Annotated in this window: 13 protein-coding genes; 2 read left to right on the top strand and 11 right to left on the bottom strand. The window is 71.2% G+C overall.

The genetic code is table 11. The features are described from left to right. Positions 1-12: 12 nt before the first annotated feature. The 10 genes from ACFYWM_RS06745 to mfd form a co-directional block, all read right to left on the bottom strand. Positions 13-1,353: an NAD(P)/FAD-dependent oxidoreductase gene (locus ACFYWM_RS06745; protein ID WP_389909672.1), complete on the bottom strand. Its 1,341-nt coding sequence runs from the start codon at positions 1,351-1,353 to the stop codon at positions 13-15. Positions 1,354-1,500: 147 nt separating this feature from the next. Continuing rightward, complete coding sequence (locus tag ACFYWM_RS06740) at positions 1,501-2,301, bottom strand: uracil-DNA glycosylase (protein ID WP_389909669.1); 801 nt, start codon at positions 2,299-2,301, stop codon at positions 1,501-1,503. 378 nt (positions 2,302-2,679) lie between these two features. Beyond that, a complete protein-coding gene (locus tag ACFYWM_RS06735; protein WP_389909666.1) occupies positions 2,680-3,753 on the bottom strand; it encodes a hypothetical protein in 1,074 nt (357 codons plus the stop codon). A gap of 232 nt (positions 3,754-3,985) precedes the next feature. Next, positions 3,986-4,945 (bottom strand): exopolyphosphatase, encoded by a 960-nt coding sequence (locus ACFYWM_RS06730; RefSeq protein WP_389909663.1) that lies wholly within the window; start codon positions 4,943-4,945, stop codon positions 3,986-3,988. Further along, positions 4,942-5,502 (bottom strand): DUF501 domain-containing protein, encoded by a 561-nt coding sequence (locus ACFYWM_RS06725; RefSeq protein WP_389909660.1) that lies wholly within the window; start codon positions 5,500-5,502, stop codon positions 4,942-4,944. The genes ACFYWM_RS06730 and ACFYWM_RS06725 overlap by 4 nt, the downstream gene beginning before the upstream one ends. 40 nt (positions 5,503-5,542) lie before the next feature. Next, entirely contained in the window at positions 5,543-5,953 is a 411-nt protein-coding gene (locus tag ACFYWM_RS06720; protein WP_389909657.1) for a septum formation initiator family protein, read from the bottom strand. 287 nt (positions 5,954-6,240) lie between these two features. After that, on the bottom strand, positions 6,241-7,518 hold the full coding sequence (gene eno / locus ACFYWM_RS06715) for a phosphopyruvate hydratase (protein WP_389909654.1): 1,278 nt from the start codon (positions 7,516-7,518) through the stop codon (positions 6,241-6,243). Positions 7,519-7,789: 271 nt separating this feature from the next. Then, positions 7,790-8,734: a MazG family protein gene (locus tag ACFYWM_RS06710; RefSeq protein ID WP_389909651.1), complete on the bottom strand. Its 945-nt coding sequence runs from the start codon at positions 8,732-8,734 to the stop codon at positions 7,790-7,792. Positions 8,735-8,743: 9 nt separating this feature from the next. Next, a complete protein-coding gene (locus ACFYWM_RS06705; RefSeq protein WP_389909648.1) occupies positions 8,744-9,388 on the bottom strand; it encodes a SurA N-terminal domain-containing protein in 645 nt (214 codons plus the stop codon). Positions 9,389-9,415: 27 nt separating this feature from the next. Next, positions 9,416-12,970, bottom strand: a complete 3,555-nt coding sequence (gene mfd / locus ACFYWM_RS06700; protein ID WP_389909645.1) for a transcription-repair coupling factor — start codon at positions 12,968-12,970, stop codon at positions 9,416-9,418. A 153-nt stretch (positions 12,971-13,123) separates the two neighbouring features. On the opposite strand from mfd, the gene ACFYWM_RS06695 reads away from it, so the two are divergent. Together ACFYWM_RS06695 and cysC are read left to right on the top strand one after the other, a co-directional pair. Beyond that, positions 13,124-13,852, top strand: coding sequence for a class I SAM-dependent methyltransferase (locus ACFYWM_RS06695; protein WP_389909642.1), 729 nt, complete (start codon positions 13,124-13,126; stop codon positions 13,850-13,852). Between the two features lie 248 nt (positions 13,853-14,100). Continuing rightward, positions 14,101-15,330 (top strand): adenylyl-sulfate kinase, encoded by a 1,230-nt coding sequence (gene cysC / locus ACFYWM_RS06690; RefSeq protein ID WP_389909639.1) that lies wholly within the window; start codon positions 14,101-14,103, stop codon positions 15,328-15,330. Positions 15,331-15,464: 134 nt separating this feature from the next. Here cysC and ACFYWM_RS06685 read toward each other — a convergent pair whose 3' ends face one another. Beyond that, positions 15,465-16,433, bottom strand: a complete 969-nt coding sequence (locus ACFYWM_RS06685) for a glycoside hydrolase family 26 protein (protein WP_389909636.1) — start codon at positions 16,431-16,433, stop codon at positions 15,465-15,467. Positions 16,434-16,749: the final 316 nt, after the last annotated feature.

Raw genomic sequence — 16,749 nt, 5'->3', positions numbered from 1 at the left:
CGGTACGGAAGTTCAGTTCGCCGCCGCGGCACGGAACTCCGTGCGCGGTTCCTCGATCTCCCCGAGGGAGACGGTCTCGCGCTTGAAGAAGAGCGCCAGGGTCCAGTCGGCCGTCACGCGGACCTTGCGGTTGACGGTGGGCACCCGCGACAGGTGGTAGGTGCGGTGCATGAACCACGCGGCGAGCCCGCGGAGCTTGATCCCGTAGACGTTGGCGACACCCTTGTGGAGGCCGAGCCCGGCCACGGAGCCGACGTACTTGTGCCGGTAGTCGGCGAGCTCCCGCCCGTGCAGGCTCCGGGTGATGTTGTCGGCGAGGACCTTGGCCTGCCGTACGGCGTGCTGGGCGTTGGGCGCGCAGTACTGGCCGGGGTTGGTCAGGTCGGGCACCCCCGCCACGTCTCCGGCCGAGTAGGCGTCCTGGACGCCGGCCACGGTCAGGCGGGAGGTGGTCTTGATCCGGCCGCGCTCGTCGAGCGGCAGGTCCCCGGCGTTGACGACCGGGCTGGGCTTCACCCCCGCGGTCCACACGATGGTGGCGGCCTCGAACTCCTCGCCGTCGGAGAGCTTGACCAGGCCGCCCTCGCAGGATTCGAGGCGGGTGTTCATCCTGACCTCGATGCCGCGCTCGCGCAGCTGCTCGGCGGTCCACGCGCCCATCTCGGGGCCGACCTCGGGGAGGATGCGGTCGGTGGCCTCGACGAGGACCCAGCGCATGTCCTCGCGGGAGATGTTCCGGTAGTAGCGGGTGGCGTCGACCGCCATGTCCTCCAGCTCGGCGAGCGCCTCGACGCCCGCGAAGCCGCCGCCGATCACGACGAAGGTCAGGGCGCGCCTGCGCAGCGTCTCGTCCTCGTCGCTCTCGGCCCGGTCGAGGAGTTCGAGCACCCGGTTGCGCAGCGCGATCGCCTCGCCGACCGTCTTGAAACCGATCGCGGAGTCGGCCAGGCCGGGGATGGGGAGCGTACGGGAGATCGATCCGGCGGCCATGACCACGATGTCGTAGTCGATCTCGTGCGGCGTGCCGACGTTGGGGGCGAAGGTGACGGTCTTGGCCGCGTGGTTGACCTTGGAGACCTTGCCGTTGAGGATCGTCGCCTTCGAGAGCACGCGGCGGAGCGGGACGACCACGTGCCGGGGCGAGAGGTTCCCCGCGGCGGCCTCGGGGAGGAACGGCTGGTAGGTCATGTGGGATTCGGGGGTCAGGACGGTGATGCGCACGCTTCCTTCGCGGAGTTCCCTGCGGAGGGTGTGCTGCAGGCGCAGCACGGTGTAGAGGCCGACGTAGCCTCCACCGACGACCACGATGTGCTTGGAGTTGCGGTTCACTTCGACGCCATCCTTAAGTTTCATAGCTTGTGAAACCTTTCACAAGCATACGCTCCGGCCTCCGATCGCGCCAGCCGCCCATCTGGCAATCCGGCCATATTTTCCGCTATCGGTTAGAAACACCCGTTCTTCTCGGCAGAATTCCTGCCGATCTTCTCTTTGTGATCGAGTTCACAAGGCCCGGAGCGCGTTCGCCCTGGTGAAGAGGTCGTCGAGCATCGGGGCGGTCACCCGGCCGGTGAAGGTGTTCTGCTGGCTGGGGTGGTAGCAGCCCAGAAGATGCGCGGAACTTCCCCCGGGAGAGGTGATCTCCACCTCGGCGCCGTGCCCGAAGGTCGGCCGCGGCCGTGGCAGGGCGTATCCGGCGTCCCTCAGCGCGGGCCAGATCGCCTGCCAGGCGAAGCCTCCCAGCGCGACGACCACCCGTACGTCCGCCGAGACCAGCGCGACCTCGCGGGACAGCCAGGGGAAGCAGGCGGACCGCTCGGCGGGCTCGGGCTTGTTGGCGGGGGGAGCGCACCGGACCGCCGCCACCATCCGCGCGCCGACGAGCCGCTGGCCGTCCCCCGCGCGCAGGCTGGTCTCCTGTACGGCCAGGCCCGTCCGGTACAGCGAGGCGAAGAGCCAGTCGCCGCTGCGGTCGCCGGTGAAGATCCGCCCGGTCCTGTTGCCGCCGTGCGCCGCCGGTGCCAGCCCGACGATGAGGATCTCGGGCCGCTCGTCGCCCCACCCGGCGATGGGACGGCCCCAGTAGGTCTCCCCGGCGAACGCCCGCCTCTTGACCGTCGCCACCTCCTCACGCCACTCCACCAGGCGCGGGCAGGCCCGGCAGACCGACTGCGCGGCCGTGAGCTCCGCGAGGGTGTGGCTCTCCCCCGCGAGTTTCCGCACCTCGGCGGGGTCGTGGGCGACGGGGGTGTCGGGCCGGGCGGGGTCGTCGGGCCATCCGGATCCGGGAGGAACGTGGGTCATCCCTCGATGGTGCCCGACGCGGGAGACCGCGAGGTCCATGTCCCGCCGCCCGGCCCTTGGTCCGTACGGTCCGCGGAGGCGGGCTCTGGGAGATAGGCCTCGGAGGAGGCTCGGGACGCGGGCTCCGGGAGGCGGGCCGCGGAGGGGCGGGCCTCGGGACGCGCGGGCGCTGGGAGGCGGGCCGCGGACGCGCGGACGCTCCGGGCGCGGGAGCCGTCCGTGGGCGCGGGAGCCGTTCAGTGGGAGCCGTTCAGTGGGAGCCGTCCGTGGGCGCGGGAACGCGAAAGGCGGCGCCCGCTGGGTGCGGGCGCCGCCTTTCCCACTCGGGACGCGGCCCGGCGTCAGCCGCCGGGCGCGCTACCTCGACCTACCGGGTCATCAGACGCCGGAGGTGACGGTCGGGGTGGGAGTGGGAGGAGCCGGGGTCGGGGTCGGGGTCGAGTCGACCTTGCAGACGACCTTGGCCACCACGGTGCCGGTGGTCGGGCCACCCGCGATGTCGATCGCGCGCTTGGACTCACCGGAGACCGAGGTGGTCCAGCTGTCGATCACGACCTGACGCTCCGGGCCATGACCGCTGAAGTGGGCGTACTTCCAGTCGCCCGCCACACCGTCGCGGATCCAGCGGTACTTCACGGTGGTGCGACCACTCGCGCTGATCGTGCCGCTGAACGTACGGGTCGCCGGGCAGGTGCCCTCGTAGGCCGCGGGGCTGTCGACGGAGGCCCAGACCTTCGGCGACGTGTCCTCACACCGGATCTTGAAGTAGGCGCGGTTGGAGGAGGCCTCCACCGGGCCGACGATCTCCAGCGAGGCCCAGCCCCTGAAGTCGTCACGGGGCTTGATCACGTGGAAGACCCTGCGCGAGCCGTCGACGCGGACGGCGTCGCGGTCGACGACGCGGCCGTTGACGACCCACTGGTAGCGCACCCAGCGGACGCCGGAGGCGTGGATGCGGCCGACCAGGACAGCCTTGCAGTTGCCCTCGTCAACCCACACCTGAGCACCGACTCGGGGGGTGATGACCTCGTGCTTGTCCTCACCGGAGCCACAGGAGACCGAGAAGTAGCCCTTCGAGGACTTCACGCCGCGCGGGGCCAGGACCTGGACGGCCTGCCAGCCCTTGACGTTGCCCTTGAAGGTCGCCTTCTCCTTGACGGTGAAGCTCTTGACGCCCTTGCCGCGGAAGGTGAAGGACTTCACCTTGCTCTTGGAGCCGTCTCCACGCAGCCACCGGTAGGCGACCGTGGTCTTGCCCTTGACGGCCTTCACCTTGATCTTCGAGGAGAAGGTCACGTTGACGGGGCACTCACCCGCGTACTTCGCGGGGGATGCCTTGGGGGTTCCGGCAGAGACGGCCGGCCTCGGCTTGGCGGCGGCCGAGGCCACCTTGCCCGCCTGGGTCGACCCGCTGGCCGCCGCCGCGGGCGTGGCCAGCATGCCTACTGCCATGGTCGCCAGCATGGCCGCGCTGGCTCCTGCTGCGGCTAGCTTTCTGGCTAGTCCGGACTTCATGAGGGGATGCTCCGTTCGTATGGGAAGCAAAATCGCTCAGGAGACGGTTGCCGCCCCGACAACAGCTGTGCCGGGCCCCACGGCAAAGCCTCACTAAAGCTTCTTTACCTAACCATAAACGGGAAGCTTTCCTCAATACTCCCTAAACAGGCGAATTGTCTAGGTCTTGTTATGAGTCGGCGACGGACCACGCGATGCCGTCGAGGATGTCGTGCTCACTGGCGACCACGTCGCCGAAACCGTACCGGGTAACAATCCGGTCCAGGATGAGAGCGCCGGCCCCGATCACGTCGACCCTGCCGGGATGCATGAGAGGAATCGCCGCCCGCCGTTCAACGGTCATTCCAAGCAAGCGCTCGGCGATGTCATGCACCTGACCTGCGGTAATTCGCGAGTGGTGAATTTTCTTCGGGTCGTATTCCGGCAGCTCGAGCGCCATTCCGGCGACGGTGGTGACGGATCCGGCGAGCCCGACCATCGTCAGCGCCCGCTCCACGGGCACCTCGGCCGCGACCCGGTCGAGCGCGTCGTCGATGTCGGCGGTCATCGCCTCGATCGCCCCGGCCGACGGGGGGTCGCCCGCGCCGCGCAGGTGGCGCTCGGTCAGCCGGACGCACCCGATGTCGACCGACAGCGCGGCCTCCACGTGCGCCGAGCCCAGCACGAACTCGGTCGAACCGCCGCCGATGTCGACCACGAGGTAAGGGGGGCGGGTGCCGTCGGGGGCGGGCAGGCCCGTCTCGTGCGAGAACCGCACCAGATCCCGGGTGGCCCCGGCGAACGACAGCTCCGCCTCCTCCGCACCGGTGATCACTTCGGGCTCCACCCCGAAGATGTCGCGTACGCCGTCCACGAAGTCCTGCCGGTTGGCGGCGTCTCTCGTCGCGCTGGTGGCGACCACGCGGACCGAGGAGGCCCCGTGCTCCTCGATGAGCCCGGCGTAGCCGCGCATGGCGGCGAACGTGCGCTCCAGGGCCTCGGGCGCCAGCCTGCCGGTCTCGTCGACCCCCTGCCCCAACCGGACGATCTCCATCCGGCGCTCCAGGTCGATCAGCCTGTCCCTGCCGATGTCGGCGACGAGCAGGCGGACGGAGTTGGTGCCACAGTCGATCGCGGCGACGCGGATCACTCGGTCTCCTTCTTGGTCGATGCCGCGGTCGATGCCACGGGCGGGGCACACGGTGCTACGTCGTGGGCGGCGCACGGCCCGGCGGACCACCAGTCGCCGAGCGCGTCGAGGGCCTCGCGGCCGAAGGGGTTGCTCCCGGGGACGGCCAGCTCGTGCCCGACCAGGGCGTGCAGGCACTTCACCCGGGTGGGCATGCCCCCGGTGCTCTGCATGTCGCGGGGCAGCGGCTCCAGGCCGTCCTCGGCGGCGGCCCTGTCGCGACGCGCCACGTAGTCCTCGTGGGCGGCCAGGTACGCGTTGGCCAGCTCAGGATCGTCGGCGAGCCTGGCCTGCATGTCCCGCATTAGCCCCGAGGTCTCCAGCGTGCCGATGGCCGAGGCGGCCCTGGGGCAGGTGAGGTAGAACAGGGTCGGGAAGGGCGATCCGTCGGGCAGCCTCGGGGCGGTCTCGACGACGTCGGGAAGCCCGCACGGGCAGCGGTGCGCCACCGCCCGCAGTCCGCGCGGCGTCCGGCCGAGCTGTCGCTCCACCGCCGCCACGTCGCGATCGTCAACCATTCGTGACACCCCCTGAAAGACGACACCCAGGGTATCGGCGTCACCCGGTGGCCTTGCCCGCCTTCTGCCCCCTGCCGCTGTCGACGGCCTTGACCGAGTCCCAGAGCGTCTCGTACCACGGCGGCCTGGCGACGGCCTTGCGTTCACCGGCCGTGCCCTTGCCCGGCGAGGGGGAGCCTCCCATGACGACGTAGCACTTCTGCCCGGGGTCGCAGTAGAAGAGGCGCTCCCTGCCCTGCCGCTTGATGAAGCCGGGGTCGAGCTGCTGCTTGGCGCGGTCGTCCAGGGCCTTGATCGAGGCGATCATCCTGGCCTTCTCCTGCTCCAGCTGGGCGATCTGGCGGCGCTGGGCGACGTACTCCCTGATGGGGTAGGCGAGGCTCATGGCGATCGCGCACACCACGATCGCGAGCACCGCGGCCCGTCCCGTCAGCTGTGGCCGTGCCGCCATGCGCCCTCCTCCGTCTCCGTGCTCTCGTCGGCCCTCGTGACGTGGTCCACCGTGCCCGGCGCGGCGGACGCGACACCGGCGAGGGCCGATCTTCCCGCGTCGATCCGGGGTCGGTCCCGATCTCCGGGCCCGATCTCCGGTGCCGGTCTCCGCTGTCGCTCCCCGGTGCCGGCCTCCGCGCGCCGGTCCCCGTACGCCGGTCCCCTCGACGGGGATCGGGCCGGTGGGATCGGCGCTCGTCCGCGGTGCGGCCCGCGCCCGGAGCGGGCGCGGGCCGCCAGACGAAACTACCGCCGGAAGCGCGGGAAGGCGGCGCGACCCGCGTAACGGGCCGCGTCGTCCAGAAGCTCCTCGATGCGGAGCAACTGGTTGTACTTGGCCACCCGGTCGGAGCGGGCCGGGGCGCCGGTCTTGATCTGGCCGCAGTTGGTGGCCACGGCGAGGTCGGCGATCGTGGTGTCCTCGGTCTCGCCGGAACGGTGGCTCATCATGCAGCGGTACCCGCTGCGGTGGGCCAGGTCCACGGCGTCGAGGGTCTCGGTCAGGGTGCCGATCTGGTTGACCTTGACCAGCAGCGCGTTGGCGGTGCCCTCGGCGATGCCGCGGCCCAGGCGCTCGGGGTTCGTCACGAACAGGTCGTCGCCGACCAGCTGGACCTTGTCGCCCAGGGCGCGGGTGATGGCGTTCCAGCCCTCCCAGTCGCTCTCGTCCAGCGGGTCCTCGATGGAGACCAGCGGGTAGTTGGCGACCAGGTCCTCGTAGAAGGCGATCAGCTCGGCGGCGGACAGGCCCTTGCCGTCGATGGTGTAGACGCCGTCCGAGTGGAACTCGGAGGCGGCCACGTCGAGGGCGAGCCCGATGTCCTCTCCCGCGACGTATCCGGCCTTCTCGATGGCGACCAGGATCAGGTCGAGCGCGTCGCGGTTGGAGGGCAGGCTCGGCGCGAAGCCGCCCTCGTCGCCGAGGCCGGTGGCGTAGCCCTTCTCCTTCAGGACGGACTTGAGGGCGTGGTAGACCTCGGTGCCCATCCGCACGGCCTCGCGGAACGTCTCCGCCCCGATCGGGGCGATCATGAACTCCTGGATGTCGACGTTGCTGTCGGCGTGCGCGCCGCCGTTCAGGATGTTCATCATCGGCACCGGCAGCACGTGCGCGTTCGGCCCGCCGAGGTAGCGGAAGAGCGGCAGCTCGGCGCTCTCCGCGGCGGCCTTGGCCACGGCGAGCGAGACGCCCAGGATCGCGTTGGCGCCCAGGCGGGCCTTGTTGGGCGTGTTGTCCAGGTCGATCATGACCTGGTCGATGCTGCGCTGCTCGGCGGCGTCGAACCCGAGGATCTCGTCGGCGATCTCGTCGGTCACGCCGAGAACGGCCTTCTCGACACCCTTGCCGCCGTAGCGCTCGTCGCCGTCACGCAGCTCGACGGCCTCGAACTGGCCGGTGGACGCGCCGCTGGGGACCGCGGCACGCCCCTGGCTGCCGTCGTCCAGGAGGATGTCGACCTCAACCGTCGGGTTGCCCCGGGAGTCAAGGATCTCTCGGGCGGTAACGCCCTCGATGGAAGCCACGAAGCGCTCCTAAAGTCGCAGGACAGTTTGCCTCAGAAGCCTACCGAGACCTACTTACCGGTACGGCGGCAGGGACGCTTCCGGACGATGTTCTTGAAAGGGCCGGAAGGTGGCCGGGAGGTGGCCGTTGGATGGCCCGGACGCGCGTCGCTCCGGGCCGGGAGACCGACGGTCCCGGCACGGGGTCGCCGGGATCCCCGCGGCCCGGCTCGGAGCCCCCTGGAGCGGCCTCGGAGCCTCCCGGAGCGGCCTCAGGGCTGCTGGAGCGGCCTCAGGGCTGCTGGGCGCGGATCCGGTCGCGGTAGGCGCGGGCCACCGCGCGCAGCTCGGCCTCCGGGTCGAGCCCGGCCTCCCCCGCCTGCCGTACGAGCTCGAAGAGCCTCGCCCCCAGACCGTCGGCGGGGATCCCCTCGGGGAGGGTCGCGGGGGCTCCGGCGCGCTCGGCACGGCGCAGGAGCTGCGCGGCGAGCGAGAGAGCGGGCTGGCCCATCGGGACGCCGTCGACGGCCGAGCCCGGGTCGCCGCCGTTCTTGGCCGCCCGCTCGGCGGCCTTGATCGTCTCCCAGTTGGCGCTGACCTCGCCCGCGCCCTCCACCCGGGTGTCGGCGAAGACGTGCGGGTGGCGGCGGACGAGCTTGGCGACGATCCCCTCGGCCACGTCGTCGACGTCGAACCCGTCGGGCGCGTCGCCCGCGACCCGAGCGTGGAAGACCACCTGCAGGAGCAGGTCGCCCAGCTCCTCGCGCAACGCGGCGCGGTCGCCCTCCTCGATGGTCTCCAGCACCTCGTAGGCCTCCTCGATGAGGTACGGGGCGAGGGACTCGTGGGTCTGGCGGGCGTCCCAGGGGCACTCGACCCGGAGGCGGTCCATCACCGAGACCAGGTCGAGCAGCCGCGCGCCCGGCAGGTCGTACGAGCCCGGCACGACCTCGATCACCGGCGGGTCGTCGAGCGCCACGGCGGCGTGGCCGATGGAGCGCATCAGCGCCTCGTCGGCCTCCAGCCACACGACGGTCGCCGCCACGGCCTCACGGACCAGCGCGGCCGGGTCCGGGACGACCACCTGGACGTCGACCCCGGCCTCCGCCAGGTAGGGCAGGTGCGGGTGGTCGGCGGACCCGGTGCGTACCGGGCCCTCCTCCAGGACCCGCCACGCGTGGCGGGTGAGCAGCCCCGGGGCGACCCGGGGCGAGGTGGTGACGACGATCAGCGGCATGCCCGGAGGCTACTGCTGCGGCGGTGCGGGCGGCGCGTCGGCCGGGCCGGGAGCGGCGGGGGCGCCGAACCGGCCGGCGTCGACGAAGACGCTCGGCTGCTGCTCGCTCCGCTGCGTGTTCGGGGTGCCGTAGCGGGGGTTCCAGGTGATCGGCACGGCCTGCAGGTCCTTGATCGCCTGCTCCTGGCCGCGCTGGACGGCGGCCTCGTCCGTGCCGCCGCCGTACTTGGCGATGAGCTTGCTGAACAGCAGCTGTGCCCGGACGAAGGAACGCATCTGCGAGGGCGCCACGGCGTTCTGGAGCAGCTGCTGCTCCAGCTTCTGCTGGCCGCCCTGACCGGCGACCAGCTGGTCGATCTCGCCCTCGGTGATCGTGATGCCCTTGCTCTCCGCGACCTTCGCGAACTGCTTGGCGTTGGCCAGCTGGAAGAGCACCAGCTGCGGGACGCTGTCCTGGAACTTCAGGTCCGCGGGGGTGACATTGGCCTTGGCCAGCGCCGCCTCGTACTCGCGCACGTTCCTGTCCAGCTCACCGGAGCTGATGCGCTCCCCGCCCACGACGGCGGCGGCGCCGGCCTGGTTCGGAGTGCAGGCGGTCAGCGCGACACCGGCGGCGGCGACCGCCAGGATGACGCGGATTCGAGTCGACTTCACATGCGTTCCCTTCACGACAAACGCCGCTTACTCTACCCGCACCGTTTCGAGGAACATCGCCTCGACGAGATCACCGCACCACTTGAGCAGATCCAGGTCGCGCAGCGGCTGGCCGCCGAGGGGCCTGGTCTTGGGAACCGGCACCAGCAACGTACCGGCCGCCTGCTTCAGCAGCGCCTTCGGGTAAAGCCTTTGCAACCTGACCTGCTGGGAGTCCTTCAGGTCCACCGGCGCGAACTTGATGTTCTGCCCCTGCAGGGTGACGTCGGTGAGCCCGGCGCGGCGGGCGCGGATGCGGAAGCGCGCGACCTCCAGCAGGTTCTCCACCTGCTGGGGCGGCCGTCCGTAGCGGTCCACGAGCTCGTCGCGCACCGCGCCGATGTCGGAGTCGGAGCCGATCGCGGCGATCCGCTTGTACGCCTCCAGCCGCAGCCGCTCGGAGGTGACGTAGTCGTGCGGGATGTGGGCGTTGATCGGCAGCTCGACCTTGACGTCGGGCCGCTCGTCCTCCTGATAGGTGCCCGCCAGCTTGGCCTTCTGCTCCTGGACGGCCTCGGCCATCATCCGCACGTAGAGGTCGAAGCCGACGCCCGCGATGAAGCCCGACTGCTCTGCGCCCAGGATGTTGCCCGCGCCGCGGATCTCCAGGTCCTTCATCGCGACGTACATGCCCGCGCCCATCTCGGTGTGCTGGGAGATGGTGGCCAGGCGCTCGTGGGCGGTCTCGGTGAGCGGCTTCTCCGGCGGGTACAGGAAGTAGGCGTAGCCGCGCTCGCGGCCCCGGCCGACCCGGCCGCGCAGCTGGTGGAGCTGCGACAGGCCGTAGTTGTCGGCCCGGTCGACGATCAGGGTGTTGGCGTTGGGCACGTCCAGGCCGGACTCGACGATCGTGGTGCAGACGAGCACGTCGAAGTCGCGCTCCCAGAAGCCCACCATGATCTTCTCCAGCTGGTGCTCCTGCATCTGGCCGTGCGCGACGGCGATCCTGGCCTCGGGCACGAGCTCGCGCAGCATGGCCGAGACCTTGTTGATGCTCGCCACCCGGTTGTGGACGAAGAAGACCTGGCCGTCGCGCATCAGCTCGCGGCGGATCGCGGCGCCGATCTGCTTCTCGTCGTACGGGCCGACGAAGGTGAGGATCGGGTGCCGCTCCTCCGGCGGGGTGAGGATCGTGGACATCTCCCTGATGCCGGTGAGGCCCATCTCCAGGGTCCGGGGGATCGGGGTCGCCGACATGGCCAGCACGTCGACCTGGGTGCGCAGGTGCTTCATGGCCTCCTTGTGCTCGACGCCGAACCGCTGCTCCTCGTCGATGATGATCAGGCCGAGCTGCTTGAACCTGACCTCGGGCGAGAACAGCCGGTGCGTGCCGATCACGACGTCGACCGAGCCCTCCCGCAGGCCCTCCATGGTCGCCTTGACCTCGCCGTCGCTCTGGAACCGCGACAGCGGCCTCACGTTCAGCGGGAACCCGGAGAACCGCTCGGCGAAGGTCGACATGTGCTGCTGCACCAGCAGCGTGGTCGGCACCAGGACGGCCACCTGCTTGCCGTCCTGCACCGCCTTGAACGCCGCCCGCACCGCGATCTCCGTCTTGCCGTAGCCGACGTCGCCGCAGATCAGCCGGTCCATCGGGATCGGGCGCTCCATGTCGCGCTTGACCTCGTCGATGGCCTCCAGCTGGTCGCCCGTCTCGGCGTACGGGAAGGCGTCCTCCATCTCCCGCTGCCAGGGGCTGTCGGGGGCGAAGGCGTGTCCGGGCGAGGCCATCCTGGCGGAGTACAGGCGGATCAGCTCTCCGGCGATCTCCTTGACCGCCTTCTTGGCCTTGGTCTTGGCCTTGGCCCAGTCGGCGCCGCCCATCCGGTTGAGCGTGGGCGACTCGCCGCCGACGTAGCGGGTGACCTCGTCGAGCTGGTCGGTCGGCACGTAGAGCCGGTCGCCCTTGGCGTACTCGATCACCAGGTACTCGCGGGTGGCGCCCTGCACGGTCCGCTGCACCATCTCGACGTAGCGGCCCACGCCGTGCTGCTCGTGCACGACGTGGTCGCCGACCTTGAGCTGGAGCGGGTCGACCATGTTGCGGCGCCGGGAGGGCAGCCGCCGCATGTCCTTGGTCGAGGCCTTCTGGCCGACCAGGTCGAGGTGGGTGAGCACGGCCAGCGCCGGGGTCACGAACCCGTGCTCGACCAGGCCCGTGGTGACGTGGACGACCTTCCTGTCGGGCACGGTCTCCAGGCCCGGCTCCAGGCGCGCGGGCAGGTCGACGCCCTTGAGCAGCTCGACCATGCGCTCGGCGGGGCCGTGGCCCTCGCTCAGCAGGACGACGACCCGGTCGGAGTCGAGCCAGCCCTTGATGTCGGCCAGCGCCCGCTGGGTGTCGCCCCGGTAGGACTCCACCTCGCGCGCCCTCAGCGCCTGCCCGCCGCCCGGGGCGTGGCCCGGATCGGCGTCGTCGGTGTCGGCGCCGAAGGGCGCGAGCGACCACCAGGGCTGGCCGAGCCGCCGCGCGTGGTCGCGGACCTCCTCCAGGTCGCGGAACGCCGCCGCGCCCAGGTCGATCGGCGCGTCGCCGCCGGACGCCGCGTTGATCCAGGACGCCTCCAGGAACTCCTGGCTGGTGCGCACCAGCTCGTCGGCGCGCCCCCGGATGCGCTCCGGGTCGCACACGAAGATCGCCGACTGTCCCGGAAGGTGGTCGATGAGCAGGTCCATCTCCCCGGCGAGCACCGGCGCGAACGCCTCCATGCCCTCCATCGGCACGCCCTCTGCCAGCTGCTCCAGGATCTCGGCCAGCGAGGGGTGCGCCTCGGCGAGCTCCCTCGCCCGCTCCCTGACGTCGGCGGTCAGCAGCAGCTCCCGGCAGGGGGCGGCGAACAGGCCGTCCTCGGCGACCTCCAGCGAACGCTGGTCGGCGACCTTGAACCAGCGGATCTCCTCGACGGTGTCGCCCCAGAACTCCAGCCGGAGGGGGTGCTCCTCCGTGGGCGGGAAGACGTCCAGCAGGCCACCCCTGACCGCGACCTCTCCGCGCTTCTCCACCATGTCGACCCGGTGGTAGCCGTTCTCCACGAGGTTGTGGACGACGGCGTCGAGATCGGCGTCGTCCCCGGCGCGCAGCCGCACCGGCCGCAGGTCGCCCAGCCCCTGGACGATCGGCTGGAGCAGCGCCCTGATCGGCGCGACGACCACGTGCAGCGGCCCCGCCGAGTGGTCGCCCGCGACCGGGTGCGCCAGCCTGCGCAGCACCGCCAGCCGCTGCCCCACGGTGTCGCTGCGCGGCGACAGGCGCTCGTGCGGGAGCGTCTCCCAGGCGGGGAAGACCGCGACGGTGCTCTCGTCCAGGAGGCTGGTGAGGGCCGCGGCGAGATCCTCGGCCTCGCGCCCGGTGGCGGTCACCGCGAGAACGGTCCTGGCCGCCCCCTTGGCGCCCTCCCTGACCAGCGCGGCCACCGTGAAGGGGCGCAGCGCCGGCGGCGCGACCAGCGACACGTCGGAGGAGTCGCCCCCGCGCACGTCCTGAAGAAGGGAAGCCAGCTCAGGCTCCCCGGCGACAAGGTCCAGAAGTCCGGAAAGACTCATAAGATTCGCCCTCAGCCCCACGACGGCAACACGACAACCCCGGGCCGGGAAGACACGGGGGGTACCTGCTCAAGGCTACTTGCCCGGGCGCCCGCTCTCGCAAAGAGTGGTAAATGCACGGCGAATCGTGCTGAGTTAACTACTCTCGGTTACATGTCAGAGGTGAGGTCGGTCGTCGATCGAGACGACTTGTTGAGTCAGCGGATCAGGGAGCAGTGGAGCAGCCAGCTCGGCCGGCGGCTCGACATCCTGATCGCCGGGTGCGGATGGCCCGAGCCGCTCGATCTGGCGCAGACGGAGTCCAGGGTCATCGGGATCGACGAGGACCTGCCCGTGTTGCGCACGAGCACGTCCGCCCGCAAGGACCTGGACTCCTGGTCGCTGGGCGACCTGCGCTCGGTGCCGGTGCCCCCGCGGGCGTTCGACATCGTCTACGTGTCGTTCCTGCTGGAGCGGATCGAGCACGCCGAGCTGGTGCTCGACCGGCTGCTGACCGGCCTGCGCCCCGGCGGGCTGCTGCTGGTCAGGATGCGCGACCGGGCCTCGGCGTACGGGGCGTGCGACCGGCTGGCGCCCACGCGGCTGCGGCGGGCGATGTGGCGCAGGTTCGCGCCCGCGGGGACCGTGGGCCCGCTGCCCGCCGTCTACGAGCAGGTCGCCTCGCGCGAGGGGATGCACTCCTTCTGCCTGGTACGCGGGCTGATGGTGACCGAGGACGTCTCCGCCAGGAGCGGGCCCGCGCTCCGCGGACCTCTCGGTAAGCTTGCCCGCGCCGCCTGCTCGGTGGTGGAGGCCCTCTCCAGGGGAAGCCGGCCCGCGTCCCACGACGAGATAACCATGGTGATCCGCAAGCCCCAGAGCCACTTCGCCCGGTTGATCTGAGATCCACCGGACCGGGGCGCCCTGGGTTCACCGGACCGCCGGATCCCCGGCTCGGCGGATTCCCGGCTCGGTGGATCTCCGGGTCGGTGGATCTCCGGACCCGCGGATCCTCGGACGCGCGGATTCCCGGACCGGTGGATTCCCGGCTCGGCGGATTCCCGGACCGGTGGATTCCCGGCTCGGCGGACAGGGGCGCCCATCGTGAGCGGGCGGGACAGGAAAGTCCGACGATCACGATGGTGGAGCAGATGACGGCGCCTTTCGAGTGGACCCCCGACGCCCGCGAGCTGGCCGACCTCGAGCTGCTGCTCTCCGGCGCCTTCAGACCGCTGGCGGGCTTCCTGAGCTTGGCGGACGCGCACTCCGTGGACGAGCGCGGCACGCTCGCCGACGGCACGCCGTGGCCCGCGCCGGTCACCCTCACCCTGCCGGACGACCACCCGGCCTCCCCCGGCGACCGGATCACCCTGCGTGACCCCGAGGGCGCGGCGCTGGCCGTGCTGACCGTCACCGGGCGCGAGGACGGCTTCGTCGCCGGTCCCGTCGAGCCCCTGGACTCCCCCGAGCACGGGCCGTTCGCCCGGCTCCGCCTCACCCCGGCGCGGGTCCGCGAGGCGCTGGACGGGCGCGAGTCGGTCCTGGCCGTCACCATGCGCGGGCCGCTGGGCGACCTCGGTGAGATCGTGGCGACCGCCCAGGAGCTGGAGGCGTCGATCCTGCTGCTCCCCCTGGCGTACGGCGAGGGCGGGCCCGCGGTGGTCCGCGCCGCGCTCAAGGCCCGCGACGGGCTGCCCGAGGACACGCTCGTGGCGGTGGTGCCGCTGGCGCCCAGGGAGCCCGCCATCGACCTGGAGCTGCGCGAGCGCGTGGCCGAGGCCTACGGCGCGACCGAGCACCTGGCGGGTCCCGAGCCCGTGACGCTCCCGGGTCCCCCGCACCGGCGGGGGCTGGTGGTCTTCTTCACCGGCCTGTCCGGCTCCGGCAAGTCGACCGTCGCCCGGGGACTGCGCGACGCGCTGCTGGAGCGCGGCAGCCGCACGGTGACCTACCTCGACGGCGACGTGGTACGCCACCTGCTCTCGGCGGGGCTGACCTTCTCCAAGGAGGACCGCGACCTCAACATCCGCCGCATCGGCTTCGTCGCCGCCGAGGCCGCCAGGCACGGCGGGCTCGCGATCTGCGCGCCCATCGCGCCCTACGCCGCCACCCGCGAGGAGGTACGGGAGATGGTCGAGGCCGTCGGCGCCGACTTCCTGCTGGTCCACGTGTCCACCCCCCTGGAGGAGTGCGAGCGCCGCGACCGCAAGGGGCTCTACGCCAAGGCCCGCGCGGGGCTCATCCCCGGGTTCACCGGCATCTCCGACCCGTACGAGGAGCCGGACGACGCCGACCTGGAGATCGACACCACCGGCATCAGCGTGGACCGGGCGGTGCACCAGGTGCTCGACCCGTTGATCCAGGGCGGCTGGATCCGGTGACCCGAACCTGACGGCCTGGATGACCAGCGGGAGCCAGGCGGCGCGGACCGCGGCGTTCGGGTACGGGTCAGCCGGCGGGGACGGAGGCTCCGACGCGGAGATCGGCCGACTGACCCGCGATGTCGAAGCGGGGTTCAGCCGGCGGGGACGGTGGCGTCGAGGCGGGTGTCGCGGGCGAGCTCGCCGAAGGCCCTCCGGCCGCCGGGCGTGGTGTCGAACCGGGTGTCACCCCGTGGGGCGCGCGGCGAGTCGAAGTAGACCAGGGCCTTGATCTGCGGATACTCGCCGAGCTCCTGGCGTACCGAGGTGAAGAACGACTCCTTGAACCCGAGCCTGTCGTGACGCTCGAAGACGCCCCACTCGGCGAGCATGACGGGTTTGTCCGGGAAGCGTTCCCGCATCCACCGGTAGAACCCGGGCCACCGGGGGAACTCGGGACGGGTCTTGTTGACCAGCCCGTCGAAGCTGTGGACCCGGTGGTCGACGTAGGGGTCCATCGCCACCCAGTCGACCACGTCGTCACCGGGATAGAGCTTCTCGAACCAGGGTTCCGACGCCCAGTTGGGCGCGCCCATGTAGGTCATCACCGTGACCGCGTTGGTCACGCCCCCGTGCCGCAGGCGTGTCACCACGTGCCGGAACATGGCGGCGTAGTCGGCCGCCGTCATCCCCCTGCCGCGGGTCTCCCGCACGTCGTTCTCCGGCTCGTGGTGGACGGTGAGGAAGAACCTCTCGGGGAAGGTCCTCACGATGTGGGCGGCCAGCCGGTCGATCCGCGCGTCCAGCGCCCCGCGGGAGATCTGCTCCCAGGTGTGGTCGAAGGACGGCTTCCAGTTGACCAGCAGCAGCCTGCGGCCGTCCGGGTCGCGGGCGATGGCGCGCTCGGCGGGGGTCGGGAAGAGCTCGTCGCCCCGGTGGTAGACGTGCATGATGTCGGCCGTCCGGCCCATGCGCCTCTCCGCCCGTTCCAGGGCCCGTCCGGGGGGCCTCCCCGTGAAGATCTCCGGCGCGATGCCCCACCAGGCGCCACAGGAGGGGACGAGCTTGTCGCTGACCTCGCAGGCCGCCCCGGACGGCTCCGGCACCCTGGTGATTCCCGGCACTCCTGACACTTCCGGCATTCCCGGCGCGTCTGCGGCATCCGGGGCGTCCGGCGCCTTCTCCGCACCCGCGGCGTTCGAGGTCCGACCGCCCCCGCTCAGCCCCGCGACCCCCAGTACGAGGATGCCCAGCACCAGCGCCAGGACGAGGCAGGAACCGGCGATTCTTATTACGCGCGGAACTACGTCTAAAGCGGCATTTGTCCGATGCACCGGTTCCTCACAGATGTCGCATGTACACATTCACGGACGGCCCTCGACCGTCACGGGGAAACACCTTCCCATCGCCCGGACGTGCCTCGCCCCCGACTTTGCCTGC

Source organism: Streptosporangium sp. NPDC002721 (genome assembly GCF_042888905.1).
Taxonomy (GTDB): domain Bacteria; phylum Actinomycetota; class Actinomycetes; order Streptosporangiales; family Streptosporangiaceae; genus Streptosporangium.
The sequence above is the reverse complement of the archived record's forward strand: the minus strand, read 5'-3'. Positions and strand labels throughout refer to the sequence as shown.

Excerpts from the sequence above, each read along its gene's own strand:
- ACFYWM_RS06725 (WP_389909660.1), bottom strand. The coding sequence starts at position 5,502 with ATGGTTGACGATCGCGACGTGGCGGCGGTGGAGCGACAGCTCGGCCGG.
- ACFYWM_RS06710 (WP_389909651.1), bottom strand. The coding sequence starts at position 8,734 with ATGCCGCTGATCGTCGTCACCACCTCGCCCCGGGTCGCCCCGGGGCTG.
- ACFYWM_RS06695 (WP_389909642.1), top strand. The coding sequence starts at position 13,124 with ATGTCAGAGGTGAGGTCGGTCGTCGATCGAGACGACTTGTTGAGTCAG.
- ACFYWM_RS06740 (WP_389909669.1), bottom strand. The coding sequence starts at position 2,301 with ATGACCCACGTTCCTCCCGGATCCGGATGGCCCGACGACCCCGCCCGG.
- ACFYWM_RS06735 (WP_389909666.1), bottom strand. The coding sequence starts at position 3,753 with ATGGCAGTAGGCATGCTGGCCACGCCCGCGGCGGCGGCCAGCGGGTCG.
- cysC (WP_389909639.1), top strand. The coding sequence starts at position 14,101 with ATGACGGCGCCTTTCGAGTGGACCCCCGACGCCCGCGAGCTGGCCGAC.
- ACFYWM_RS06720 (WP_389909657.1), bottom strand. The coding sequence starts at position 5,953 with ATGGCGGCACGGCCACAGCTGACGGGACGGGCCGCGGTGCTCGCGATC.
- mfd (WP_389909645.1), bottom strand. The coding sequence starts at position 12,970 with ATGAGTCTTTCCGGACTTCTGGACCTTGTCGCCGGGGAGCCTGAGCTG.
- ACFYWM_RS06745 (WP_389909672.1), bottom strand. The coding sequence starts at position 1,353 with ATGAAACTTAAGGATGGCGTCGAAGTGAACCGCAACTCCAAGCACATC.